The sequence below is a fragment of the Pseudoalteromonas sp. JC3 genome, assembly GCF_030291895.1.
GTDB lineage: Bacteria > Pseudomonadota > Gammaproteobacteria > Enterobacterales > Alteromonadaceae > Pseudoalteromonas.
Genome location: NZ_CP127856.1, coordinates 884,390 through 907,736 on the forward strand (window position 1 = coordinate 884,390; position 23,347 = coordinate 907,736).

At 43.1% G+C, this 23,347-nt stretch carries 27 protein-coding genes; 21 read left to right on the forward strand and 6 right to left on the reverse strand.

Going from position 1 to position 23,347, the window contains the following annotated elements; translation table 11 throughout:
• The first annotated feature begins 111 nt into the window (after positions 1-111).
• From QSH61_RS22470 to QSH61_RS22535, 14 genes are all read left to right on the forward strand, one after another.
• On the forward strand, positions 112-606 hold the full coding sequence (locus QSH61_RS22470; protein ID WP_206472383.1) for a hypothetical protein: 495 nt from the start codon (positions 112-114) through the stop codon (positions 604-606).
• A gap of 225 nt (positions 607-831) precedes the next feature.
• Complete coding sequence (locus QSH61_RS22475) at positions 832-2,250, forward strand: MFS transporter (RefSeq protein WP_206472385.1); 1,419 nt, start codon at positions 832-834, stop codon at positions 2,248-2,250.
• Between the two features lie 109 nt (positions 2,251-2,359).
• Positions 2,360-2,998 carry a thermostable hemolysin gene (locus tag QSH61_RS22480; RefSeq protein ID WP_206472387.1) on the forward strand — a complete coding sequence of 213 codons (639 nt, stop codon included), beginning with the start codon at positions 2,360-2,362 and terminating at the stop codon, positions 2,996-2,998.
• A complete protein-coding gene (locus tag QSH61_RS22485) occupies positions 2,991-4,466 on the forward strand; it encodes an AMP-binding protein (protein WP_206472389.1) in 1,476 nt (491 codons plus the stop codon). The genes QSH61_RS22480 and QSH61_RS22485 overlap by 8 nt, the downstream gene beginning before the upstream one ends.
• Positions 4,467-4,479: 13 nt before the next feature.
• Entirely contained in the window at positions 4,480-5,163 is a 684-nt protein-coding gene (locus QSH61_RS22490; RefSeq protein ID WP_206472391.1) for an iron-containing redox enzyme family protein, read from the forward strand.
• Positions 5,163-5,954 (forward strand): SDR family oxidoreductase, encoded by a 792-nt coding sequence (locus QSH61_RS22495; RefSeq protein ID WP_102058321.1) that lies wholly within the window; start codon positions 5,163-5,165, stop codon positions 5,952-5,954. Before QSH61_RS22490 ends, QSH61_RS22495 begins: the two co-directional genes overlap by 1 nt.
• Positions 5,951-6,607: a tetratricopeptide repeat protein gene (locus QSH61_RS22500; RefSeq protein ID WP_206472393.1), complete on the forward strand. Its 657-nt coding sequence runs from the start codon at positions 5,951-5,953 to the stop codon at positions 6,605-6,607. Before QSH61_RS22495 ends, QSH61_RS22500 begins: the two co-directional genes overlap by 4 nt.
• Complete coding sequence (locus QSH61_RS22505; protein WP_010603826.1) at positions 6,604-7,266, forward strand: response regulator; 663 nt, start codon at positions 6,604-6,606, stop codon at positions 7,264-7,266. Before QSH61_RS22500 ends, QSH61_RS22505 begins: the two co-directional genes overlap by 4 nt.
• Entirely contained in the window at positions 7,266-8,597 is a 1,332-nt protein-coding gene (locus QSH61_RS22510) for an ATP-binding protein (RefSeq protein WP_174169586.1), read from the forward strand. Before QSH61_RS22505 ends, QSH61_RS22510 begins: the two co-directional genes overlap by 1 nt.
• A complete protein-coding gene (locus QSH61_RS22515) occupies positions 8,584-8,943 on the forward strand; it encodes a cupredoxin domain-containing protein (protein WP_102058324.1) in 360 nt (119 codons plus the stop codon). The genes QSH61_RS22510 and QSH61_RS22515 overlap by 14 nt, the downstream gene beginning before the upstream one ends.
• Positions 8,933-9,664, forward strand: coding sequence for a hypothetical protein (locus QSH61_RS22520; RefSeq protein ID WP_102058325.1), 732 nt, complete (start codon positions 8,933-8,935; stop codon positions 9,662-9,664). Before QSH61_RS22515 ends, QSH61_RS22520 begins: the two co-directional genes overlap by 11 nt.
• Positions 9,654-10,361, forward strand: coding sequence for a hypothetical protein (locus QSH61_RS22525; protein ID WP_174169585.1), 708 nt, complete (start codon positions 9,654-9,656; stop codon positions 10,359-10,361). Before QSH61_RS22520 ends, QSH61_RS22525 begins: the two co-directional genes overlap by 11 nt.
• Positions 10,362-10,473: 112 nt before the next feature.
• Entirely contained in the window at positions 10,474-11,304 is an 831-nt protein-coding gene (locus QSH61_RS22530; protein WP_206472395.1) for an alpha/beta fold hydrolase, read from the forward strand.
• Between the two features lie 351 nt (positions 11,305-11,655).
• A complete protein-coding gene (locus QSH61_RS22535; RefSeq protein ID WP_010603820.1) occupies positions 11,656-11,865 on the forward strand; it encodes a cold-shock protein in 210 nt (69 codons plus the stop codon).
• A 128-nt stretch (positions 11,866-11,993) separates the two neighbouring features.
• Here the strand turns inward: QSH61_RS22535 and QSH61_RS22540 are convergent, their stop codons facing one another.
• Positions 11,994-12,437, reverse strand: coding sequence for a hypothetical protein (locus QSH61_RS22540; protein WP_174169583.1), 444 nt, complete (start codon positions 12,435-12,437; stop codon positions 11,994-11,996).
• 178 nt (positions 12,438-12,615) lie between these two features.
• Here QSH61_RS22540 and QSH61_RS22545 point away from each other — a divergent pair, with 178 nt between their 5' ends.
• Complete coding sequence (locus QSH61_RS22545) at positions 12,616-12,957, forward strand: zinc ribbon domain-containing protein YjdM (protein WP_010603818.1); 342 nt, start codon at positions 12,616-12,618, stop codon at positions 12,955-12,957.
• Here QSH61_RS22545 and QSH61_RS22550 read toward each other — a convergent pair.
• Positions 12,954-13,946: an integron integrase gene (locus QSH61_RS22550; protein ID WP_206472397.1), complete on the reverse strand. Its 993-nt coding sequence runs from the start codon at positions 13,944-13,946 to the stop codon at positions 12,954-12,956. The genes QSH61_RS22545 and QSH61_RS22550 overlap by 4 nt on opposite strands.
• Positions 13,947-14,331: 385 nt before the next feature.
• On the opposite strand from QSH61_RS22550, the gene QSH61_RS22555 reads away from it, so the two are divergent.
• Positions 14,332-15,285 (forward strand): HEPN domain-containing protein, encoded by a 954-nt coding sequence (locus QSH61_RS22555; RefSeq protein ID WP_206472399.1) that lies wholly within the window; start codon positions 14,332-14,334, stop codon positions 15,283-15,285.
• A 410-nt stretch (positions 15,286-15,695) separates the two neighbouring features.
• Here the strand turns inward: QSH61_RS22555 and QSH61_RS22560 are convergent, their stop codons facing one another.
• Positions 15,696-16,850, reverse strand: coding sequence for an IS110 family RNA-guided transposase (locus tag QSH61_RS22560; RefSeq protein WP_286123974.1), 1,155 nt, complete (start codon positions 16,848-16,850; stop codon positions 15,696-15,698).
• A gap of 122 nt (positions 16,851-16,972) precedes the next feature.
• On the opposite strand from QSH61_RS22560, the gene QSH61_RS22565 reads away from it, so the two are divergent.
• On the forward strand, positions 16,973-17,482 hold the full coding sequence (locus QSH61_RS22565; protein WP_206472592.1) for a ClbS/DfsB family four-helix bundle protein: 510 nt from the start codon (positions 16,973-16,975) through the stop codon (positions 17,480-17,482).
• Between the two features lie 150 nt (positions 17,483-17,632).
• A complete protein-coding gene (locus QSH61_RS22570; RefSeq protein ID WP_206472590.1) occupies positions 17,633-18,115 on the forward strand; it encodes a hypothetical protein in 483 nt (160 codons plus the stop codon).
• A gap of 178 nt (positions 18,116-18,293) precedes the next feature.
• Here the strand turns inward: QSH61_RS22570 and QSH61_RS22575 are convergent, their stop codons facing one another.
• From QSH61_RS22575 to QSH61_RS22585, 3 genes are all read right to left on the reverse strand, one after another.
• The gene (locus QSH61_RS22575; protein ID WP_206472588.1) at positions 18,294-18,641 is read right to left on the reverse strand and encodes a RidA family protein; all 348 of its coding nucleotides are present in this window, start codon (positions 18,639-18,641) and stop codon (positions 18,294-18,296) included.
• Between the two features lie 176 nt (positions 18,642-18,817).
• Positions 18,818-19,543 (reverse strand): substrate-binding periplasmic protein, encoded by a 726-nt coding sequence (locus QSH61_RS22580; RefSeq protein WP_010603815.1) that lies wholly within the window; start codon positions 19,541-19,543, stop codon positions 18,818-18,820.
• Between the two features lie 19 nt (positions 19,544-19,562).
• Complete coding sequence (locus QSH61_RS22585) at positions 19,563-20,303, reverse strand: substrate-binding periplasmic protein (protein WP_211200924.1); 741 nt, start codon at positions 20,301-20,303, stop codon at positions 19,563-19,565.
• Between the two features lie 246 nt (positions 20,304-20,549).
• Here QSH61_RS22585 and QSH61_RS22590 point away from each other — a divergent pair, with 246 nt between their 5' ends.
• The 3 genes from QSH61_RS22590 (at position 20,550) to prpC (ending at position 23,317) form a co-directional block, all read left to right on the forward strand.
• Complete coding sequence (locus tag QSH61_RS22590; RefSeq protein ID WP_174169697.1) at positions 20,550-21,224, forward strand: GntR family transcriptional regulator; 675 nt, start codon at positions 20,550-20,552, stop codon at positions 21,222-21,224.
• Between the two features lie 14 nt (positions 21,225-21,238).
• Positions 21,239-22,117, forward strand: a complete 879-nt coding sequence (prpB, locus tag QSH61_RS22595; RefSeq protein WP_010603812.1) for a methylisocitrate lyase — start codon at positions 21,239-21,241, stop codon at positions 22,115-22,117.
• 78 nt (positions 22,118-22,195) lie between these two features.
• Complete coding sequence (prpC, locus tag QSH61_RS22600) at positions 22,196-23,317, forward strand: bifunctional 2-methylcitrate synthase/citrate synthase (RefSeq protein WP_206472585.1); 1,122 nt, start codon at positions 22,196-22,198, stop codon at positions 23,315-23,317.
• Positions 23,318-23,347 lie beyond the last annotated feature (30 nt).

The window sequence follows — 23,347 nt, forward strand, 5'->3', positions numbered from 1 at the left end:
CTCTAGGCTATTTGCCGTTTATGCAATCAAAAGCGAGTTGCTTGCAATGAGATCTCTGAAAGCTAAATCGCTTTGCGGCAATCACATAAAATAAATTGAAAGGAACAACGCATGATAAGGATGATATTTGCAACTTTTCTATTGCTTTGGGGCATGCAGGTTAGCGCTCAAGAGCTTATCTTATCGAAGGTCGTCAAGTTAAAGGTTGACTCACCTATCACTATTTCGCATGTGTCTGAAACGTTAGTGTTAGCGTTTAAAGACAGTAAATTACTTCACGAAACTTTAGATCCGCAAAAGTTTGTACCTGCTGTTGATTTATCTGGGCATGAACATCAATTTATACGGAGTTTGTTTGAGGTCGATTCAAGAATGAACTTGCCTGCTTGGCTCCAGGTACTTTCAGAAGAGATCGCAAGCACCTATCAAATACAGAATGTCCAACAAAAATCTATTCAAGAAATTACGATATTTAGTAGTTACAACAAAGAGGAAACACACGGGATAGTGTTTGTTCTTGAAGCGCAAGTAATTCATAAAATAGAGGTTGTTGGACAACAATCACAGTTTCAAAATGTGATAAATAACATAGCGACAAGGTTTTAGGGATCTCATAATCAAAGTGCTGTGGCGGAGGTCCAATCACTGCTGCTCAGCACATTAAGTTACTGGCTTTCGATTCGCTAAAACTATCTAAGGCTTTGCTGTTGATCCAATTAATCCAGTTAAGCCAATCAAGCTTCAAACCCAACCACACTCTTGACCTCAAGTTCACTTGAAGTAGTACAGTCACCTCTTATTAGCATGGCGCAATGGTAGGAGTGGTAACGCATGTTAGAAGATACGGTAAATACAGAGGATCAAACTGCGCTGGGAGCCGGACAAAAGCGGGTGTTGTTCAGCTTGGCTGTGGTACTCATTTTGCCAACGCTTGGCATGAGTAGTATCAATGTCTTGTTGCCAACACTTGCTGAGGAGTTTGGCGTGGGGCAGGCATTGGTGAATTGGGTCGTTGTGGCATATTTGCTTTCGCTTACCGCGTTTATTCTTGGTGCTGGCGCTGTTGGAGATAGCGTTGGCCGAAAAAGGGCACTTCGCATTGGGATCAGCGTCTTTTGTGTGGGCTCCATTGTCGCTGGGCTGAGCGTAAACCTTTGGATGTTGATTGCTGCTAGGCTGTTCCAAGGCATTGGTGCTGCGCTGTTATTATCTCAAGTATTTGCACTGGCAAGCGTTGCGATGCCAAAGCGTAAAGTTGGACTTGCAATGGGGCTACTCGGTACTACCGCTGCGATTGGCACGGCACTGGGGCCATTGCTAAGTGGCGCAATGCTAGAGTGGTTATCATGGCAGTTCACTTTTTGGTTGATGATATTGCTTGGTGGTGCAGCTTACTTTTTAATAGCAAGATTTCTGCCTGATGATGTCGCAAATCCACCTGAGCTACAACGTTTTGATGTTATTGGAAGTGTGTGGCTGTCGGCGTCATGCCTATTTTATGTGTTGGCTATGCCATCGAGTAGTTCGTTTAGTCTTGTCTTGCATAGCGTATTTTTCTTATTTTCAGTGGCTTTTATCTACTGTTTTGTACAAAGCCAAAAGCGTGCTCAATTTCCACTTGTGAGTTTGGCTTTTCTGAAACACAAGCTACGCAACACCTCGTTAATCGTGAGCTTTATAGTTGACGCCATCGCGATGTCGACATTAGTTGTCGGGCCTTTTTATCTCACTTATGCGTTAGGGCTAAGCCCGGTTACGGTTGGTCTTATTGTGTCTATCGGGCCTTGTATTGCTGCTGTCGCTGGTTATCCGTCAGGCGAGGTGGTTGATCATTTTGGCATCGCGTTTGCCATGTTTTTGGGCTTGCTGATGGTCCTCATTGGGACAATTAGCTTTGCAATCCTACCTTCATTATTTGGACTTTATGGCTATGTTGTCGCGTTATTTGTGTTAACTCCCGGAAGGCAGTTGTTTCTAGCGGCTCACCATACCTTTGTGATGACGACAGTAGCCGAAAAAGAAAAGGGCATGGGATCAGGGCTCATTAATTTATGTAAAAACTTAGGGCTAATGACCGGAGCCTCATTACTTGGTGGTGTATTTAGCGTGTTGTTGCAGGTCAAGAGTGCGACCTTGGCAAGCCCTGCACAGCTGAATATGGCATTTTCAATGACCTTTTTACTCGCCGCACTGTTTATTTTGGTCTCGCTCGTTGCCGTATTTGTGATTAGCCGAAAGCAAGCGTTTTAAAACTGGAATGCGTATCTAGAAAAATTTTTCCTCCCTTTTTCAAGCTTAAGGTTTTCTTAATTTTCGCTTTTTAAAGTTTTTACATCAGAACAGGAAAGGTGTGAAAACGATGGGTGAAGCACTACAAGCAACAAACTCACAAAGTCGTCTTAGATGGGCAAACAAGACTTGCGGTGCGCGCGCTGAATTGGAGCACGCTATCCACAGTGGTTTTGCCCATGCTTTTGGCGCTGACATTCATGAGTATTATCCCCTTTTAAGCCATTTAAACTACCGTCAAAGCGATTGCTTTTTAGGTCTTAGATTTGCAGCCAAAGACGCATTATTTGTGGAGCAGTATCTTAATCGTGCGGTAGAGCAGTGTCTCTCAACGGTTTCAGAGCGTAATCATATCGCAGAACTTGGCAATTTGTTCTCAACCGGCCGAATGGCAACGTTAAGCCACTTCATTGTACTGACTCAAGCACTGCTTGAGAGTGACATCCGCTACTTGGTGTTTACGGCAACCAAACAAGTGCGTGCATTGATGAAGTTATGCCAAGTCGAGGTTAACAAGATTTCTTTGGCACACGGCACTATCGCCTCAGCCAAAGATTATGGCAGCTATTACCAATGTGCTCCCATGGTTTGTTCGGTCGATTTACATCAAGCCCAGCAGGTGATCACAAACACTGAAATGTATCAACACTTACTACAAGGACTCGAGGTGGAAGTCGCGAGCTTAAAAGAGGCATTTTTATATGTGTGATTTCTTAAAAAAACTGCCACATCAAGACAGTGATGTGATTTTACAACAAGGGCAAACTCGTCTCACTTTTGCTGAGGTAAAGTCTTACACGCAAGCATTGGCTGAGCGCTTTATTGTGATGAGTGGCGAGAGTGTTGCGGTCTCTCTAGACAACTCTATCGCTTGGTTATTGGTAGATTTTGCACTATTACAAGCGAATAAAGTGTCTATTCCAGTACCTCATTTCTTTACCACAGCGCAAGTTGAACACACCCTTGAGCAGTCAAAAGCAAACTGGTTGATCAGCGATACCAAGCTTGAAAATAGCGCTGAATATTCGGTGTTAGATGTCTATGGTCAAGCAATCTATGTATATCAAACTAGGTGTGAAAGCACGGGAATCTATTTTCCTAAAACGCAAAAGATAACTTATACCTCAGGTTCAACAGGCGAACCAAAAGGCGTATGTCTGTCGGTTGAAAACCAGCTTGTCGTGGCGAGCAGTTTATGCGAAACCATCGCACTTAATCGGCCTAAGCACTTATGTTTATTGCCGCTACCTGTGTTGCTAGAAAACATCGCGGGTGTGTATGCGCCGCTACTCAGTGGTGGCATGGTTGAGGTAACCGAACTTGCGTCGCTAGGCTTTTCGGGGAGCCAGTTGCTATATCCACAAAAGTTGCTGCAAAAGATAAGTGAAGTACAACCAAATAGCTTAATTTTAGTGCCAGAGCTACTGCGTTGCCTGATAAGCGCTGCACAGCAAGGGTGGCAACCCCCTGCAAGTTTACGCTTTATTGCGGTCGGTGGCGCTAAAGTTGACACTGAACTGCTACAGCAAGCTAAACGGCTGGGCTTACCTGTGTTTCAAGGGTATGGGCTTTCCGAGTCGGGGTCTGTTGTTGCACTGAATACTGGTGAGCAAGATGGCAGCGTTGGTAAGTTACTGCCTCATATTCAGGCACGTATTGTGGCAGATGAGCTAGAGATCAAAGGTAATAACTTTTTAGGTTACTTAGGCGGCGAAGCGATAGCCCAAGATGCGTGGTTAAAAACTGGCGACAGAGTGTCCAAGCGTGAGCAGCATTTTGTCATCGAAGGTCGGCTAAAAAATCTTCTGATCAATAGCTTTGGACGCAATATTTCTCCCGAGTGGCCGGAGTCCGTTTTGCTTGCTTATGTACCTTTACTGCAATGCGTGGTGGTGGGTGATGGCAAGCCATTTTTAACGGCGCTTATTTACACCCCGACACAACTAACAGCTGCTGTGATTGATAACGCCATTGAGCTTGCCAACCAGCAACTCCCTGATTACGCCCAAATAAAATGTTATGTGCGCGTAGAGGAAGCCTTTTCGGTAGGTAACGGCATGCTTACCGCGAACGGGAGACCTAAACGCGACGTGATTTTAGCTAATTTCGCGCAGCAAATTTCAGCGCTTTACTCCCAGAATCAATACGAAGCGGCAGAGCCCGTAGCTTCGGTTTAAAAGGAAAACGACAATGAGTAACTTTTACCAAACCCTACAATCCGAAACGGAACAAGCGCGCCAATATCTACTAAGCGCACCCATTATTCATGATGTTTTTCATGGTCAGATCACCAAAGGCCAATACGTTTCATTTTTACAGCAGGCGTTTCATCACGTAAAGCACACAGTACCACTCCTTATGGCGTGTGGCGCAAGACTAGATGACAGTAAAGAATGGTTGCGAGAAGCGATAGGGCATTACATCGAAGAAGAAATGGGACACCAAGAGTGGATCCTTAATGATATTGCCGCCTGTGGTGTGGATAAAGAAGTAATACGTCATAGCATGCCAAGCTTCGCAACTGAAATGATGGTGTCTTATGCGTACGACAGTATCGCTCGTAAACATCCATTGAGCTTTTTTGGCATGGTTAATGTGCTTGAGGGCACTTCCATCGCACTTGCCGATGATGCAGCTCGTCAAATTGCGAATAAACTTGGTCTGCCTCGTAGCGCATTTTCCTATTTAACATCTCATGGCGGGTTAGATGTTGAGCATATTGACTTTTTTGCAGGGCTGATGAACAAGATCAGCTGTGAAAAAGAGCAAGCGATCATTATTCACAGCGCTAAACAGTTTTATCGCTTGTACGGCGACATATTCCGCAATATTGAAGCGGTGCCTGCAGGTGTTGAATTTGCGGAGGTAGGTTGATGAAAGCAACAAAACTTGCCGTTATCACCGGGGGATCTCGGGGGATCGGTCGGGCCATTAGTAAACAGTTGGCCATGCATAATTGGCGTTGTTTGCTGATTGGTCGAGACAGCGAAAAATTAAAGCAGGTGATAGCAGGGTTATCCGGAGAGCACGATTATCTTGCTTTGGATATCACCGCTGAGGACGCTGCGACACAAATCGCGAGAAAAGCGGCGACTATGGGTGGGGTTGACTTACTCGTCAACAACGCGGGCATTAACACCATGGCTGGGTTTGCTGAAATTTTACCAACTGACTTAAAAAAGCAGATGGAGACGAATTTATTGGCGCCCATGCTAGTTAGTCAAGCCTGTTTACCACAACTGATCTCAAGTCATGGCACCATAGTTAACCTAGGTTCAGCGTTTGGCTCTATCGGCTTTCCATATCAAAGCAGTTATTGCGCAAGCAAGTTCGGTTTGCGTGGTTTTACAGAGGCACTGACGCGGGAGCTCGATAACCAAGTAGCGGTTAAATATCTCGCGCCACGCGCAACCACAACTGAAATGAATGACGACCGCGCGACAGCTGTAAACCATGCACTAGGCAATCAGATGGACTCGCCAGAGGTCGTCGCACAAGCCTTTATGAAATTGCTCCATAGCAACACCAAACGTGCTGCCATTGGTTTTCCTGAACGGTTTTTTGCGAGACTCAATGGCTTGCTACCAGAGCTTGTTGATAACGCATTAATCAAAAAAGTGAAAACCATCCAAACCATTTTTTCCACTAAGGAGTCATTACGATGAACGCACTAAAAACCTTGTTAGCTTCAGCAACATTACTGGTATTCAGTCAAGGTGCTTGGGCAGCATTTGACGATGATCTTAGCCAAGTCCAAACTAAATGGGTAACGGTAAATTATGAAACCGAGGGCGATGCCCAAGAAAAAGCATTTGAAGAGCTGGTTAAGCAGTGCGTGGCATTTGTTGAACAATATCCAGATCGCGCTGAAGCTTACATCTGGCGTGGTATTGTGCAGTCGAGCTTTGCTGGAGCGAAAGGTGGCTTGGGGGCGCTTGGTCTTGCCAAAGATGCAAAAGCCTCATTCGAAAAAGCCATTGAACTTGATAAAAACGCACTGTCTGGTTCTGCATTAACGAGTTTAGGCACGCTCTATACTCAGGTCCCAGGCTGGCCAATTGGGTTTGGCAGCGATAAAAAGGCGAAAAAGCTGTTCCAAGAATCATTAGCGATCAATCCGGCAGGAATTGATGTAAACTATTTCTATGCACAGTTTTTATATGACGAACGTGATTATAGTGCCGCACTTGCGCACTTAAAAAAAGCGCAGAATGCGCCAAGCCGTCCAGGTAGAGAAAAAGCCGATGAATACCGTCAAGAAGAAGTGGCACAGCTACTGGCGAAAGTCGAAAAAAAGCTAAAAAGAAGGAATAAATGAGGCTATTACTTGTAGAAGATGATGAGCTACTGGCACAGGGGCTTATCGCATCACTCAAAAAAGAAGGGTATGCCATTGAGCATGCGCCGACGCAAAGACAAGCAATCAGTTTTGTTGAATCTGGTGAATTTGAGCTGGTGGTGCTTGACCTAGGTCTACCCGACGGAGATGGTTTAGCGGTACTCAGGGCGCTAAAAAAAACCAAATCGCAAACCGCTGTGCTCATTCTAACGGCGAGAAATAGTCTTGATGATAAAATTGCAGGGCTGGATTTAGGGGCTGATGACTATTTGGCTAAGCCGTTTGAGCCAAAAGAACTGTTTGCGCGTTTACGGGTGATTGGTCGACGCTTCACCAAACAAGTGAGCAGCACCTTGAGCTGCAACGATGTCGTGTTAGATCTTGCCAGTCACGAGGTGCTTGTAAGTGGTAGCGCTCAAGAATTACCTCGTAAAGAATATATGCTACTCAAGGCGCTGATGGAAAACAGCGGCCGTGTGCTGTCTAAAACTCAGTTAGAATCTAAGCTCTATGATTGGGGAGAAGCTTTGGGCTCTAATGCTATTGAGGTGCATATTCACCACCTCCGCAAGAAAATGCCCGATGGATTTATCAAAACACTGCGTGGCATTGGCTACGTGGTTGGCAAGGGGGCTTAGTGGGCACGAGAAGCTCGCTTGGAGGTGCTTCAATAACGAGAAAGTTGACCCTAATTTTAGTGTCAGCTTTGGTGCTGACTGCATCCATGGCGCTGCTACGGGGTTATCACTCCAGCATGGCGATGGCACAAGCACAATTAGACAGCCATTTAGAGTCCATCGCAACACTCGTTAATGCTCAAGTTACTGCGACTACCTTGCCCAGTGCTGCGGGTAACAACGCATTTTACTTTTTAGTGCTTGAACACAATCAAGTTGTTGCGGGCAGTGAGTTACTTGCTAAGTACAAGAACAAGCTTAAATATCATGCTGGGTTTAGCACCCAAAATGTGGGAGCAACTAGACTCAGAACCTTCAGTGAAGCGTTTGGCGAAAGGCAAATACTGGTAGCAGAGCCGGTACAAAAGCGTTTTGCCCTTGCTGAAGGCATGATTGTCTCCGCAATGACGCCGCTGGTGGTGATTATGCCGTTTCTTGCGGTGTTTATCGCATGGATTATTTATACGGCGTTAAAGCCTTTACGAGATCTTTCTAGAGAGCTTAGACGACGTAACCCCAAAGACTTTACGCAGCTGGCAGTGCAAAGCGACAAAGCGGAAGTGGCAATCGTTATCGCGACGCTAAATGACCTCTTTCAAAAAGTTGAAGTCGCGTATCTTAAAGAGCGTTATTTTGCTTCCGATGCCGCTCATGAGTTAAAAACGCCGATCGCAAGCTTAAAAATCCACCTGCATAATTTAACGCACGATACTAAGCATCCCAGTGCCATTGCTATGTCAAAAGGGCTTGAGCAGCTAAACCATGTGGTTGAGCAAATGCTGACGTTAGCGCGTACAGAGCCAGAACTGTGGCATAAGCAATTTGCGCAGCAAGACTTAGTGGTATTAACTCAAGACTTGATTGCTAACTGTTACCCGAGAATTGAACAAAAATCACAAAATATCAGCTTAGAGGGATCAGAAGCGACCTTAGAGGGCTGTGAGTTCACATTAACCACATTATTTTCTAATCTAATTGGTAATGCGATTAAATACACGCCAATTGAAGGTGACATAGAAGTAAAAATTCAGCAGCATGCGCAGCGGGTTGTATGGCAAATCGATGATTCGGGTTGTGGTATGTCAGATGCGGAAATAGAACGAATTTTTGACAGATTTTATCGCGTTGGTGGAGATAAACACCCTTCAGGGGAAAAAGGGGCAGGTTTAGGAATGGCGATAGTCAATCATATAATTACAATTTACCATGCAGATATCTCTTTTGCTCGTAGTCATTTAGGCGGGCTTAGAGTTTGTGTAAATTTACCGAGGGGGCTGGATGCTAAGGACTAAGGTCTCTTCGCTGTCTTTCGCGCTTGGTTTGCCTTTGGCGACCTGTAGTTTCGCCTTGTGGGCGGAAGAAAGTTATACCATTATTCTTAAAAATCATTTGTTTACACCTGCACAAGTTGAGGTTCCTGCAAATCGTAAAGTAAAGCTCATCATCGAAAATCAAGACCCTCAGGTTGAAGAGTTTGACAGTTTTGATCTTAATCGTGAAAAAGTGCTCTTTCCAAACCGTAAAAGTGTGATTTATATCGGCCCGCTAGCACCCGGTGAATATAGTTTTTTTGGTGAATTTTCACCAAATACAGCACAAGGTATCGTTATCGTGAAGGATCCAAACAATGCTTCTTAATGCGGTGGTGGTGAGCGTGAACCAATTATTACCAGTAACTGTACTTTGGGTACTATTAGCACAATGTACCAATGCTGCTTTACCACTTAAAACGACACTCATCGCGTTGAGTGCGGGGCTAGTCGGCTGTTTTGGCATATGGTTTTTGGGTGGAGAAATAGCCTCGAGTTTTGATTATCGCGGGTTCGAGTTATTGCAAATAGGACTGCTACTCAGTTTATTTTGCTTAATGATTGCAACAAAACGCACCGGACGTACGGCACTTGCTGCCTTGGCCTTTGGATTAGCCGTGGTACTGTATTTGCACCATTTGGCAAGCTTTGCGTTCTCTTACTCAAAGCCAGCGGATGGTCAAACCCTCGCTATTGGCACCTCGCTCGGTGTGGGGATCTGTTTGAGCTTTTCTATTCTACTCTTCTTTTTCCTTGATTGGTTGAAGAGTAAGCACTTACCTTGGTTGTTGCTATTGTTATTGGCTTTACACGGTGCGAGTAAGGTGTCGATTGCATTGGACTTGGCGCTTCAAGTGGACTTAATTAGTGCCGCCAGACTTGAAATTGACTTGCGACAAATTGTGGACGAACACAGTGTTGTTGGTCGAGTGCTAAGAGTATTAGTGGGGTATGAAGCAACACCAAATGCTGCGACGCTTGCAGGGTTTGGAGGCGCGTTGATTACGTTCTTGGGATGTACATATTGGAGAACAGCGCATGCGAAATAATGTTTTACTCGCGCTGCTGGTGAGTTTTTTTGGGATTGTAGCGTTTAGTGCAAAAGCGGATGGTATGGTGGTGGACAAAGTTTATCATCCATACGTTTTACCGCTTGAACGTGAGTTGGAGTGGCGACTACTATCTCGCCAAACCGAGCAAGGGAATGTGTTGGCACAGCGTTTAGGACTTGGTTGGAGCCTCACCGAGACAATGACCATCGAAGGTTACGCAATAGGTGAGCGTGACGATGAGGGCAATTTTGACTTGGCAGCTTACGAGCTAGAGTCGCGGTGGCAATTTGTAGAGCAAGGGCGCTACTGGGCGGATATAGGCATGTTGTTCGAGCTTGAAAAACGCCATAAATTCGATGCCTATGAAGCTACCGCAGGGTTTTTATTTGAGAAGGAATTTGGCCGCACGAGCCTTACCATGAATGCATTTTTGGTGAGGGAGTGGGGTAAGGACATTGAGGATGAATGGGAATCTGAGTTTAGAGCGCAACTGCGCTACCGCTTGTATAGTGCTTTTCAGCCTGCAATTGAAGTCTATGTCGGAGAAGACTTTTTTGGTGTTGGTCCGGGTTTTATCGGATTGCATCGATTCGAAGGTCAAAAACAGCTGAAATGGGAAGCGGGTTTTATTTCGGAGATCAGCCAATCCGGCAAAGATCATAGCTTTAGACTCGCATTGGAATTTGAGTTTTAAGCGCCGCTTTTACTTTGTTTAAATAAAGGGGAGATGCAGCAAAAATGTCATTAGCTTATGGTGCATCTAGCTGCTAACTTTAGAGTCGAACTATAGATATCAAGGAAACGATATGTATCGCACGCTAACTTTATTGGGGTTGTTGTTCGTTAATAGTGCTTATGCACAGATTGCGCTTGAACGCGATATTCAAGAGCACATCGTGGTTGCGAACAAAGTATCTTTGCAGGTTTATCATGTTGCGGGCAATGAACCTGCCGTTGTTTTTGAAAGTGGCTCTGCAGCGCCTGCCATTTATTGGACACCAGTAATGATGGGTCTCGCGCAGCAAGTACCCAATGCATTGGTGGCCTATAACCGTGAAGGTTATGGCAAAAGCGAGCTTAGCCGCAGAGCCTATAGTATTGATACAGATAATCGCAATCTTCGTGAAGTGTTGAGAACGCTTGATATTCGGCCGCCATTTATTTATGTTGGTCATTCATACGCATACTATGTAATGCAAAACTACATCACCTATTATCCAGAGCAAGTTGCAGGCTTGTTGTATGTTGACCCTGTGACCGTTTACTTCATCGATAAAACCCATGCCTTAGCGCAGGATAAGCTACTTAAACCCTTGAGTACTCTGCCAGAAAATACCTTCGGTGAAGCTCTGCGCCGAGAAACTCAAGCGCTAAGTGAAACCGTTGCGAGTGTTCGGGCGCATCAAGCACCTGATCATATACCATGTCGTGTTATCGTTGCCCAAAGACCATTTGATCCAACTCAGCGCGATGTTAAAGCATGGCGAGAAGGACAAGAAGCATTGGCATCACATTGTGATTCTGAGCTAATTATTGCCAAGGGAAGCGACCACACCGTACCTATGAAAGCCCCGCAAGTGGTTGTCGAGCAAGTGGTGCAATTAATTCGGGAATTAGAGTCAAAAAAGTCTCTCTAGCTTTATGAATATTTTATTGCAATCTCTATTATTTACACAGGGTTAGGGGAATAATGTGTTTAAAAAATAGGGTGTTGAAAAAGCCGTGAAAAAAATATTGATATTTGTCATTAGCAAGTCATATTGATGATTAAAAATACATTGACTTAGGGCGGAATCCCTATATGATGTTCATAGACAGAATTTGAGTCAGTGTTTTAAAATCTCCATTACGTTGTTGTATAAGTGTTTGCTTGTAGTAGTACCGTCCTGAAGTTTTATCCACTCTACAAATTTAGGTCTATGCGCCCACATGGGCATAGCTCATCAATGCGCAGCATTGGTTTTTGTTTTTATATCAGGATTAGTATTATGTCTAACACTCTTACAGGTACCGTTAAGTGGTTTAACGAGTCTAAAGGTTTTGGTTTCATCGCTCAAGAAAATGGCCCTGACGTGTTCGCACACTTCAGCGCAATCAAAGGTGACGGTTTCCGTACACTTGCTGAAGGCGAGAGAGTAGAATTCACAGTAACTGACGGCCAGAAAGGTCCTCAAGCTGAGAACATCGTTAAGCTTTAATCGCTTAATTGATGAAGAAAAAGCAAGCTAAGGCTTGCTTTTTTTGTGCCTAAAATATTGCTATTTGCTCCCTCGGGTTGACTGAATAATGAACAAACTGGTATAGCGCGGCTAGACAGATTAACCCCTCAAATTAGCATTGTATTTCTGTGTGTCTTGGCGAGATGTTCAAGCGTATTGATCGCCGAAGCATAAATTTCTCGCGATGTTTTATTGAGCCCGCCGCTAGCTGCTGAGATTTCAAATGTACGCTTCATATCACCAAGTAAATTGATTTTTTCGTGAGGATTTTCAGTTATTGATATTGGCGCGCCGATAGCCATCATTTGGCCTGAATCAATAAATCCTCCTTCGAATAGTTCTCGGGACATAGCCCGTACTTCCGCCGCTGAAATGTTGTGAACGTTGTAGTTAGAGGCAATAGTTTGCCAATTATGTTCGGCACTGTTTGCGGTTTGGCTAATAGAGACTCGGGTGTCTTTCTGTACTGCTTCAGCCTCTTTTGGTTGATGCGGGCTATGGCTGCTATAAGTTTCTGGTGATCCAACCTCCTGGGTTTGGCTAACAAGCATAGGTAATCCTTTATATGATGAAATGTAGAACAATAATTGAGCAATTATCGTGCCGCAACATTTTGGGTAGCTATTCTTAATTCAATAGCGAGTTAAAGAAGAATATAGAGGACGCTCCAGTCACTTTTACAGTATCATATGTCCATGATACACAGTCTTAAAAGTGATACGGTTAATTATGTCTTTACCACCTTGCCCCAAGTGCAATTCTGAATATGTTTATCAAGATCAAAGTCAGCTAATATGCCCTGAATGTGCTTACGAATGGGATCCAAACGCGACTGCTACCGAGGACGACATTCAAGTAAAAGATGCCAATGGCACACTATTAGTGGATGGCGATAAAGTCACTGTGATTAAAGATCTTAAGATTAAAGGCAGCTCACAAGTCATTAAGATTGGCACCAAGGCTTTGGTAAGGCGTGTGCTGGATAAAAAAGACCACGAACTTGACTGCAAGGTTGATGGCGTAGGTGAAATGATGGTTACGGCGAAATTTGTGAAAAAAGCAAATACTTAAGTGGGTAAGTGTTCAGAGGTTATGGAGTTTTGAAGTTGCTCCAGTGGGCTGAGGGTGGTGCCAAATCTTGTGCCAATAACATGAGTATATCTTTCAGTTGTACGAATATCAGTGTGGCCCAAAAGCTCCTGAACAGTTCTGATATCGGTTCCGTTGATTAATAGTTGTGTTGCAAACGTGTGTCGGAAAGTATGAGCTTTAACTTGTTTTGGGATATTGCATTGCTTAACGGCGCTCCTTAGCTGTTTTCTAAAAGCGGTTTCGTGTATGTGATGCCGGCAAATATAGCCATCATGGGGGTGCTGACAGCGAGTAGTGGAAGGAAAAAGGTACTGCCATGAAAGATCTTTAGCTGCATTTTTATATTTTTTGATAAGAGATACAGGCAAAGATGTAAAACCAAAGCCCGCTTTTATATCTTGCTGATGTACCATGGTTGCATATTCGATTTGCGCCGTTAATTGCGAATGCAATGACTTGGGCAGCAGCGTATATCGGTCTTTTTTGCCCTTTCCTCTAAATACAAATAGAGTGCTATTAGTAAAGTTGATATCTTTTATTCTCAGGTGTAAGGCTTCGTTTATTCTGAGCCCACAACCATAAAGAAGAGATGCGACTAATTGATACTTGCCATGTAGCTTAGAGATAATCATCATTGCCTCTTCATGAGTTAGTACACATGGGATTGCTTGCTCTTTTTTAGTTAGCGTGTATTTTAACCCTTGAATTTCCCGCTGTATCACATAGCGATATAAAAAAATAAGGGCACACAACGCTTGGTTTTGCGTTGCGCTACTAACTTGCTTGTTGACCGCAAGGTGGTTTAAAAAACGCTCAACTTCTTGATTGCCCATTTGCTCAGGGTGCTTTTTATCATTAAACAAAATGTAGGACTTAATCCAAAATAGGTAGGACTTCTCTGTTCTGATGCTATAGCGTTTTGTTCTAAGCTCTAGCCTAACAGACTCTAAAAATGGTGATCTAGGCATTTTGAATCCTTTGTTCACTGTTTATTTATACAGTTTTAAGTGACAGGTAACAAAATTGCAAGGTAAGCTGCCTAATGTTTTAAGAAAAGATCAATAACGAGAAATAAAAAGGCTCGGATATCTCGTAAGTGCCATTTAAAACTTAGTATTTTTAATATGTTAGCTATTTGCAACTTGTTCTTAGCGAGCCAATTTGTGGCTCGGATAAGTCCCAACTCGTTTTTTCAGGTAATTTGCATGTTGAAATGACAAAGTTTGGCTGGTAACTTACTAAAAATATTAAATAAAGTTAGCTTGAATGTTGTATTCATTTCTCTTGTGGATAAGTGAGATATTCAGGAATTCATGCTAATAAGCTGTTATAAGTGCTGATACGTTGGGTGCAATGAAAAACTATAGATTTATATCAACCCTCAGGTTTATGACTGTATCTGAGCCAATCGAAGAATGGTTAGAATTAATGCCTGGTATTAGCATTACTAACAATAAGCTTCTGATTGAGAAAATTATAACGAAAAAATTCAAAGAGATTGCTGGTTTAATTGAGTATGAACATTTTAGAAATGCTGAAAATATCATATGTGGCGAGATAAATGATTCTTTCTTTGCGCAAGGTGAAAGTAGTCATGAAGCATTATTTACATGGCTTGTTTGGCTTGAATATTTATTAAGTGACCTTTGGTTTATTAAAGATAATACAGTGGTTTGTGAAGTGGCTTTCTGTAGTTTAACAGACCAATCATCAGAAGAGTGGACCAAAAACAGCTTAGTTTTCTCTACATTTCTTAGCACTGGGGAATCAATGCAAACTGTTGATTTTTCGATTGAACAATTAAAGCAATGGAATAAAAAAAGCGAGCAAATACAAGCGTATTTATTTAGTTCAAATTCCACATTTAAAGATTCATTCACAAACACTAATTTTTCGCGTTTAGGTAGAAGTCTGAGATTTATAAAAGCGGCATCAAGAGAGCGACATCCTGCTGTAAAATTGGCTCAATATTGTAGTGCTCTAGAAAGCCTTTTTTCAACGGATAGTTCCGAATTGTCTCACAAGCTATCTGAGCGAGTTGCATGGTTCTTGAAGCAATACGGTCATGATCCAATTGTAGTTTATGATGAAATCAAGTCTTTCTATAACGTAAGATCTAAAGTGATTCATGGAGATACATTAAAAACAAATAAAGAGCAAACTCTCCCAAATATGAGTAAAAAGTGTGATGAATATTTGCGAATAATACTTAACAGTATTTTTGACACTCCTGAATACTTAGCTATTTTCGACGGCAAACAGGATTCATTTGATCATTATTTTAAAGATAAATTACTAAATGGGTGAATGCACTTATAACAAACGCCTCAACAAAGGACGCAAAAAGCTTGGCTTGCGCTCCTTCGTCGCTAAGTATAGCCATGTATTTGTACGCCTCATATTGCGGCGTTGGTATGACTCCCACTGTCAAGTTACACACACTGATCCTTGCCTAACTTTAAGCCATAACTTCTAAACTCGAATTAGAGAGAGTTAATGCATAGGGTGAAGCAAGTAATTTCGTCGGTTTTCTTGCTGGTATTCGTTGGTTACTCATTTTCATGAGCAGAGCAGACCTTACTTAACTCGACGTGGCACCTGTTTTCAGTCTATGTTCGTGGTTCAATGCTGTGTTAGCAGCATTGCCATCCTAACGCCGTCGGTGGTTGTGCCACACCCGATGCTTGACCCAATACATTAACTCTAATTCGTTCATTTTAATCTGGTACTCTGGATAATCTTAATTTGGGATTTACCGATGAGAGCACAACCTGTTTTGCGATTGCCCAGATATAAGCAATCATTTCACGGGCAATGGCGGTGACAACGAGGTTGTAATGCTTGCCTTTATTTATAAGCTTTTTATAACGTTTACAGAGCCTTATTTGTGCTTTCCATGCAATATCAATAAGTTGCTTTGGTAAGCCTTCTTGTCGTTTTTGTAACTCAGTCGATATGTTGGCTGCATGACGGTAACTGTGAGCACCTTCGACTAATAAGCGCCTTGCACGACCATTGCCACATTTAGTAATTGCGCCAATATGCCTTTTACCACCACTCGAGTGTTCACTCGGAATGAGCCCAAGATAACTCATGAGTTTTCGCGGATGGTCGAAGCGGGTTAAATCACCAAGCTCAGCGACAATACCAGCGGCCACGAGTAAGCGAACGCCGCGCATAGCTTGGATTGCTTTAACTACAGGGTAGTAACGCCATTGATAAACATGATGAGAGAGCTCATTGTCGAGTCGCTCTAATCGTGCAGTTCGCTCGTTTATAGTTTGAATAAACTCTTGTAAAACGATTTGTTGTGCAGGATGTGGCAATACTAGTTCTGTGAGCCAACGTAAGTGTTTGAGAGACCAGTTTGCCGTGCCTGCATAGTTGATATTGTTTCGAAGAAGCAGTGCTTTTAGCTGGTACTTTGCATCTTTTAAATCTTTCATCGCAACTTCTCGAGCACGAGATAAATCACGAATAGCTTCATCTTCCGGCTCAGGTACATAAATAGGGGTTAAGTCTTCAGACTTAAGTAATTTAGCTAGTTTAAGTGCATCACGTTTGTCAGTTTTTATACGCTCGCCAGGTTTTTTAGGAATAAGCGATGGGGCAACTACGTAACAGCAATGTCCAAGAGAAGTAATTAAGCGGTAAATCCAGTAACCACAGGGGCCAGCTTCATAAACGAAATGGAGCGTAGTGTTAGGGTATTTAGATTCAAATTGCCTGATAAGCTTTTTAATGGTGACTTTAGCTGAAGAAATACGACCGAAATGAATGGGTTGTGCGCCTCGATTGTCTTCAATGTAGGCAACTTCAATGAACTCTTTATGAGTATCTAAGCCAATGAAAAGTATGTTATGTTTAGTCATGCTAGCCTCTGCTATTTAGTTATTTGACAAACTAATTATGGCTCTGGCTTTAAGCTAACCCACGAAAATGCGGAGGCTAGCACCGTGTGGGAGTCATTATGTCTATGTGAATGGAGGTCAAAATGTCTTCCGTACCTAGAAATAAGGATGAATTAGAGCTAGCCATAAAGTCAATATTTCCAAAACTAATGGCTGACTATCGCTCAATTCCAGAAAGCAAAGCTCGTAAATCTGGCGTCGAGGGAAACGTCAAAGGTACAATCGTTAGCGTTAGTGATACAGTGGCTTACTTGATTGGTTGGGGAAAACTCGTTCTTAAATGGTATCGGCTAAAATCTCAAAATCAGCATGTGGATTTCCCTGAAACTGGTTATAAATGGAATCAACTGGGGTTACTCGCCGAAAGTTTCCACGAAGAATATCGTGACTGGAAATACGATGATCTGCTTGTTGAGCTAGAGTCTACGGTTAACGAGATACTTTTACTTATTTCCAGTTTAAGTGACTATGAGTTGTATGGTGTAGCATGGTATGAGCAATGGACTCTAGGGCGCATGATTCAGTTTAATACGTCATCACCTATGAAAAATATGCGTACAAAAGTTCGGCGCTTCAATCGACAATTCACATAACAAGGCGTTTAAGAGTGATTCTCACCGCTTGGCATTTCGGTTTGTATCAGCTTTAGTGTTTACGGCATAATGGTTTAGGTTGGATGGTGGCGTTGTTCACACCTTAACGCGGCGTTATGGCGCAGGGCAAAATTCAGCTAAGGGAATTAGATGAGTAATAAAGTGAAAGTAGCCTTGAAATGGCTCAAAGAACTCTTGGATTCTGAGGGTGTTGAGTATCAAATTGTCGGTGGGCTAGCTGCAACGATTCATGGTGGCAGTCGTGAAATCGCTGATATAGACCTTTATATCCACAACTCCGACGCAAATAAGGTCTTAGCTCGCGTATCGCAGTTCATATCTAAACCGTTAAGTCATTATGCAGAGTTCGGTTGGGATCTAGAGTATTTCCAGTTGGTTTACCAAAATCAGAAAATTGAAATCGGTTTATCTCAAAATACGAAGATACAGTCGGCTCTAGATGGCTCTTGGCATGAGCTTGAAATCCACTTTTCAGAGTCAGTGGTAAAATACTATCAAGACATCGAACTGCCAGTTATTCCAGTACATCATCTCGTAGAGTATAAGCGAATATTGGGTAGGGAAGTTGACCTAATTGACATACAAGAACTAGCTTTGAGTTCAGCGCCATAACAATAAACCAAAGACACCCACTGTTGTGGTTCAATAAATCCGGACACTACTTTAGGTGGTATCATTACCACCTTACACTGCTGCGTCAAATACGGCTGTCAAATTTGATCAATATCTAAAAACCAAATCTGACAGATTAACAGTCAGCCTTTTCTAAACTAGGCTTATATTTTTTAGACTAGATTTCTGCAGCAACCACCGAAATCTCAACAAGCAATGCATCACGGGCCATGCTCGCTTCTACGCAAGCGCGAGCTGGTGCATAACCTTCAGGCACCCATGCATCCCATACCTCGTTCATTGCTGCAAAATATTTCATGTCTTTAATATAAATTGTCGCAGAAAGAATGTGTTTGCGGTCGCTGCCTGCTTGAATAAGTAGCTCATCAACTTTCTCAAGCATGGTTTCAGTTTGTTCCTTAATTCCTTGTTCTGCGTCTTTACACACTTGGCCACATAAATAAACAGTACCATTGTGTTTTACAATACGGCTCATTCGTTGTTTGGTGTCAATTCGTTCAATCACTGTTTTTCCTTTCTAATCGTTACTGTAATCGGCAGGTTTAGGCTGAAATGTTATCTCTTTTTTATAAGATGAGCTACTTGCTTGGTATTGGTTTTGTGAAAAGCATCGACGGTTAATTGCTACCTACACCAATCAAGATACGTGAGAGTATTTTGAACTAAAGCAATTGGGTTTAGCTACAGCTCTAAAACGCGTCGGTAAGCTTCTGTTTTACTTATCTTAGTAAATGCACTACGTAGTCTCTCAACGATCGCTAACGGAAGCTGGTTGTTCGTTGCAAGGTAACCTTTTACCGAGAGTGCTTCCACATCGTATAAAAAGGTAAAGTGGTCGGCTGGAAGGTTAAGCTCCGAGGCCATGGTTTTGATATAACGCGGGTCATCAATCACTAAATCAACACGGTTTGTGACGAGTAATTCATATGACTTTTCGATGTCGCTGGTTTGAACAAAGTTAAACCCGAGTGCTTTAAGTGTGCCTTCTGCGATATCACCACGCTGAACCGCTATTTTGTATTGCCTGGCATCCTCAAGTGATTGAATTTTTATGTCCTCGCGATAGCGATTGGTAACAAAACCTAAATGAAATACAGCAACAGGACCAATCCAATGAAAGCTGTCTTCTCTCGCGGGGGTCTTTGCGATGCTATAAATTAAGGTATGTTTGTCATGCTGCGCTAATTTAAAAGCTCTAGCCCAAGGGTAAATAGAAAACTGTCCCTCGAGTTCAGCTGCTTTTAAAATCGCTTTGACCAGATCGGTACTTGAACCTGCAACTTGGTGGTTTTCTATGGTTTGATTGGGTGGAGAAAGTTCCGTAACAACCTGCAATTTAGCCCATAAGGGCAACGGGCTATTCAGCAAAATAAAAAGTAGTAGACGTCCAACAACAGCATTCGTCATTACTAAACAACTCCACACGTTAATGCGTTAATCTATATTTAGCATAGATGGATTTTATTTTTCCGTCATTAACCATTCGTCGCAAGGCGATATTTATTTCCGTTTGTAGCTCAGTTAGATGAGGCTGCAAGCGCATATGTACGGGTAATCGGCTTATTTCATAGCAAGACTGAAATTTGCGATACTTTGGTTGTTGTGAAATATAGTAGTCTGCTGTCACCGAGCCAATCATGATGTAGTCTAAACGCTCATGTCCAAGCTGTGCGAGCAGTTCTTTCTCCGATACATTTTCATAAACTACGATCTTGTCTTCGCCTAAGTGCGCTTCAAAATTATCGTAACGATATCCTCTTACTTTGCCGACCAATGCGCCGTAAAACTGCTCAGGCCTATGCTTGCCTACACAGCGAGATTGATACCCAAGCAGTACTTCGGTTGAGAAGGCATAGTCGATGCTGTAAATCCCCGGAACGTCTGCTTCGGCCCGCCATACTTTATTGATCCCAGGTTCAATATCTATTTTTCCTTGGTCGAAATAGCGCTGTCCTCTGGCGACAGAGAGCGGCATAAACTCAAATTGGTGTGAAGTCAGTTTTGCCAACTCTTGAAAAATGTCGACAAAAATACCTTTGGGTTTTCCCTGCTCTTCAAAATAGTAAGGAGGATTAGCACCGTGATAGACCAGTACGGTATAGGTGTTCGCCTGCGCTAAGCCGCTTTTTAGCAGCAGGGAAAGTATTACTATTTGAAAACACCGCATCGCAATCTTCAGGCTAAAGTAAAGGTATCTTCATAATATGCATGATTTTTAAGCGATGCAATTAATCCTTTCCTGATACCGTATCGAGATAAATACATGAGAGTGATTATTTGTCACAAGCTATAAATATGGTGAATATTGCTTATATTGAAAATTGTCGACAATTTGCGGCGAGGCTGGTTGACGTGCGCGTCAACCAGCACTATATTGTCTACAACTTAAATTACTAAGACTGGCTAACTAATGATGAGCTTTTTTGACGAGCAAGCGGTTACTTCTTCTGATAAAGCATTCTTTCGTATGCGTAAGGAAATTGTAGAAGGGGAAATAGCGGCAGGTTCTAAGCTCAGCGAAATGGAATTGTCGACAAAGTATGAGGTCAGCAGAGCGGTTGTTCGCGAGGCAATTAATCGCTTGGAGTCATGTCATTTAGTTGAACGTAAAGCCAATGTCGGGGCGCGGGTTGTTACTCTCACACCGGAAGGGTTAATGGAGCTTTATCAGATCCGTGAAGCACTAGAAGGGATGGCGGCAAGGCTTGCAGCGCAGCACATGACTGACAGTGAAATTCAAGACTTAGAAGGTTTGTTGTCGAGTCAATTCGATGAAGTCAAAAACCAACATTCTTATTATCAAGAAGCGGGTGATCTCGATTTTCATTACCGCATTATTCTTGGCAGTAAAAATGCGAGCCTTATCTCAATGCTAGTCAATGGACTGTACCACTTGGTACGTATGTATCGCGTGCAGTTAGGGATGGCCGGCCCCCGCGTCACTACGGCATTTGACGAGCATAAACATATCGTTCGTGCGATCAGTAACCGCGATCCTGAACTGGCAGAAATACTGATGCGTCGACATATTCAATATTCTAAAAATAATATCGCAACCAAGTTAGCAAGCAATCAATCACACTTTTAAGAGAGAACATCATCATGAGCGCAGGAAAAAAATTTCGTGAAGCATTAAAAGCCAACAAACCGCTTCAAATCGTCGGCACTATCAACGCATATAGCGCGATGATGGCAAAGAAAATCGGTCATCAAGCTATCTATCTTTCTGGTGGTGGCGTTGCTAATGCATCTTATGGTTTACCTGACTTAGGAATGACATCTCTAAATGATGTAATTGCAGATGTAAGTCGCATTACCTCGGCTTGTGATCTACCTTTAATGGTCGACATTGATACTGGATGGGGCGGCGCATTCAATATTGCAAAAACCATCCGAGATATGGAAAAAGCAGGTGCAGCTGCGGTACATATGGAAGATCAAGTAGCGCAAAAACGCTGTGGTCACCGTCCAAATAAAGAGATCGTGTCGACCGAAGAAATGGTTGACCGTATTAAAGCCGCAGTTGATGCGCGCACCGATCCTGACTTTTTCATTATGGCAAGAACAGATTCTTTTGCACAAGAAGGGCTAGAAGCGGCAATTGAACGTGCAAAAGCTTATGTTGCAGCAGGCGCTGATGGCATTTTTGCAGAAGCGGTACAAACTGAAGAACACTATCGCGCATTCAGCGAAGCACTTGATGTGCCCATCCTCGCGAATATCACTGAGTTTGGTAAGACAGAACTTTGGAACAAAGCTGAGCTGGGTGAGTGGGGCGTAGATATGGTGCTTTACCCATTGAGTGCGTTCAGAGCGATGAACAAAGCGGCGGAGCTAGTGTATCAGTCTATTTTAGAAAATGGGGACCAAAAAGCGGTACTCGATACCATGCAAACCCGAATGGATTTGTATGATTACCTTGGCTATCACGATTATGAGCAAAAGCTCGATGCATTATTCGCCGAAGGTAAAAATAAGTAAGAAATTAAAGCTGTTGAGGGGTGCTCAGCAGCACAAAATATCAATACCCAGCAGGTAAAAAATTCAGGAGACAATAATATGGCTAAAGTACTAAGTGGCGCGGGCCTTCGTGGTCAAGTAGCAGGAAAAACAGCACTATCAACGGTAGGTAAGTCGGGCTCAGGTTTGACTTATCGTGGCTACGATGTAAAGGATCTAGCTGAAAATTGTCAGTTTGAAGAGGTGGCTCACCTTATCCTTAAAGGTAACTTACCAAATCAAGCTGAACTAGACGCTTATAAAAGCGAGCTAAAAGCAATGCGCGGTTTGCCGCAGGCATTAAAAGAAGTATTAGAACGTATTCCTGCTGACGCACACCCAATGGACGTATTACGTACGGGTTGTTCAATGCTTGGCAACCTAGAAGGTGAAGCAAGCTTTGATGAGCAAGGTAAAGTAACCGATCGCATGCTAGCAAGTTTCCCAAGCATTATTTGTTACTGGTATCGCTTTAGCCATGATGGCGCTCGTATCGATGTAGAGACGGATGACGACTCAATCGGTGCACACTTCTTACACTTATTGCACGGCGAAAAACCAAGTGAGCTACATGAGCGTGTGATGCATGTATCACTTATCCTTTATGCAGAACACGAATTTAACGCATCAACCTTTACTGCCCGTGTTTGTGCCTCAACGCTTTCTGATATGCATTCTTGTATTACTGGTGCGATCGGCTCTCTACGTGGCCCGCTTCACGGTGGTGCAAACGAAGCGGCAATGGAAATGATTGAGCGCTTTGAATCTGCGGATCACGCAGAGCAAGAAATGATGGGCATGCTAGAGCGTAAAGAAAAGATCATGGGCTTTGGCCACGCTATCTATTCAGAGTGTGACCCTCGTAACGAAATCATCAAACGTTGGTCTGAAAAACTAGCGGCAGATGTGGGTGATACGGTACTTTACCCTGTATCTGTACGCTGTGAAGAAGTCATGTGGCGCGAGAAAAAACTATTCTGTAATGCCGATTTCTTCCATGCATCAGCTTATAACTTTATGAAGATCCCGACTAAATTGTTCACACCAATCTTTGTTATGTCACGCTTAACTGGTTGGGCTGCACACGTTATGGAGCAGCGCGCAGATAACCGTATCATTCGTCCATCGGCGGAATACACCGGCGAGGAGCTACGTCCAGTTCCTGCCATTTCTGAGCGTTAATCGAACACTGTTCGAATCTATTCTGGCGGT

Excerpts from the sequence above, each read along its gene's own strand:
- QSH61_RS22470 (WP_206472383.1), top strand. The coding sequence starts at position 112 with ATGATAAGGATGATATTTGCAACTTTTCTATTGCTTTGGGGCATGCAG.
- QSH61_RS22475 (WP_206472385.1), top strand. The coding sequence starts at position 832 with ATGTTAGAAGATACGGTAAATACAGAGGATCAAACTGCGCTGGGAGCC.
- QSH61_RS22480 (WP_206472387.1), top strand. The coding sequence starts at position 2,360 with ATGGGTGAAGCACTACAAGCAACAAACTCACAAAGTCGTCTTAGATGG.
- QSH61_RS22485 (WP_206472389.1), top strand. The coding sequence starts at position 2,991 with ATGTGTGATTTCTTAAAAAAACTGCCACATCAAGACAGTGATGTGATT.
- QSH61_RS22490 (WP_206472391.1), top strand. The coding sequence starts at position 4,480 with ATGAGTAACTTTTACCAAACCCTACAATCCGAAACGGAACAAGCGCGC.
- QSH61_RS22495 (WP_102058321.1), top strand. The coding sequence starts at position 5,163 with ATGAAAGCAACAAAACTTGCCGTTATCACCGGGGGATCTCGGGGGATC.
- QSH61_RS22500 (WP_206472393.1), top strand. The coding sequence starts at position 5,951 with ATGAACGCACTAAAAACCTTGTTAGCTTCAGCAACATTACTGGTATTC.
- QSH61_RS22505 (WP_010603826.1), top strand. The coding sequence starts at position 6,604 with ATGAGGCTATTACTTGTAGAAGATGATGAGCTACTGGCACAGGGGCTT.
- QSH61_RS22515 (WP_102058324.1), top strand. The coding sequence starts at position 8,584 with ATGCTAAGGACTAAGGTCTCTTCGCTGTCTTTCGCGCTTGGTTTGCCT.
- QSH61_RS22520 (WP_102058325.1), top strand. The coding sequence starts at position 8,933 with ATGCTTCTTAATGCGGTGGTGGTGAGCGTGAACCAATTATTACCAGTA.
- QSH61_RS22525 (WP_174169585.1), top strand. The coding sequence starts at position 9,654 with ATGCGAAATAATGTTTTACTCGCGCTGCTGGTGAGTTTTTTTGGGATT.
- QSH61_RS22530 (WP_206472395.1), top strand. The coding sequence starts at position 10,474 with ATGTATCGCACGCTAACTTTATTGGGGTTGTTGTTCGTTAATAGTGCT.
- QSH61_RS22535 (WP_010603820.1), top strand. The coding sequence starts at position 11,656 with ATGTCTAACACTCTTACAGGTACCGTTAAGTGGTTTAACGAGTCTAAA.
- QSH61_RS22540 (WP_174169583.1), bottom strand. The coding sequence starts at position 12,437 with ATGCTTGTTAGCCAAACCCAGGAGGTTGGATCACCAGAAACTTATAGC.
- QSH61_RS22545 (WP_010603818.1), top strand. The coding sequence starts at position 12,616 with ATGTCTTTACCACCTTGCCCCAAGTGCAATTCTGAATATGTTTATCAA.
- QSH61_RS22550 (WP_206472397.1), bottom strand. The coding sequence starts at position 13,946 with ATGCCTAGATCACCATTTTTAGAGTCTGTTAGGCTAGAGCTTAGAACA.
- QSH61_RS22555 (WP_206472399.1), top strand. The coding sequence starts at position 14,332 with ATGAAAAACTATAGATTTATATCAACCCTCAGGTTTATGACTGTATCT.
- QSH61_RS22560 (WP_286123974.1), bottom strand. The coding sequence starts at position 16,850 with ATGACTAAACATAACATACTTTTCATTGGCTTAGATACTCATAAAGAG.
- QSH61_RS22565 (WP_206472592.1), top strand. The coding sequence starts at position 16,973 with ATGTCTTCCGTACCTAGAAATAAGGATGAATTAGAGCTAGCCATAAAG.
- QSH61_RS22570 (WP_206472590.1), top strand. The coding sequence starts at position 17,633 with ATGAGTAATAAAGTGAAAGTAGCCTTGAAATGGCTCAAAGAACTCTTG.
- QSH61_RS22580 (WP_010603815.1), bottom strand. The coding sequence starts at position 19,543 with ATGACGAATGCTGTTGTTGGACGTCTACTACTTTTTATTTTGCTGAAT.
- QSH61_RS22585 (WP_211200924.1), bottom strand. The coding sequence starts at position 20,303 with ATGCGGTGTTTTCAAATAGTAATACTTTCCCTGCTGCTAAAAAGCGGC.
- QSH61_RS22590 (WP_174169697.1), top strand. The coding sequence starts at position 20,550 with ATGAGCTTTTTTGACGAGCAAGCGGTTACTTCTTCTGATAAAGCATTC.
- prpB (WP_010603812.1), top strand. The coding sequence starts at position 21,239 with ATGAGCGCAGGAAAAAAATTTCGTGAAGCATTAAAAGCCAACAAACCG.
- prpC (WP_206472585.1), top strand. The coding sequence starts at position 22,196 with ATGGCTAAAGTACTAAGTGGCGCGGGCCTTCGTGGTCAAGTAGCAGGA.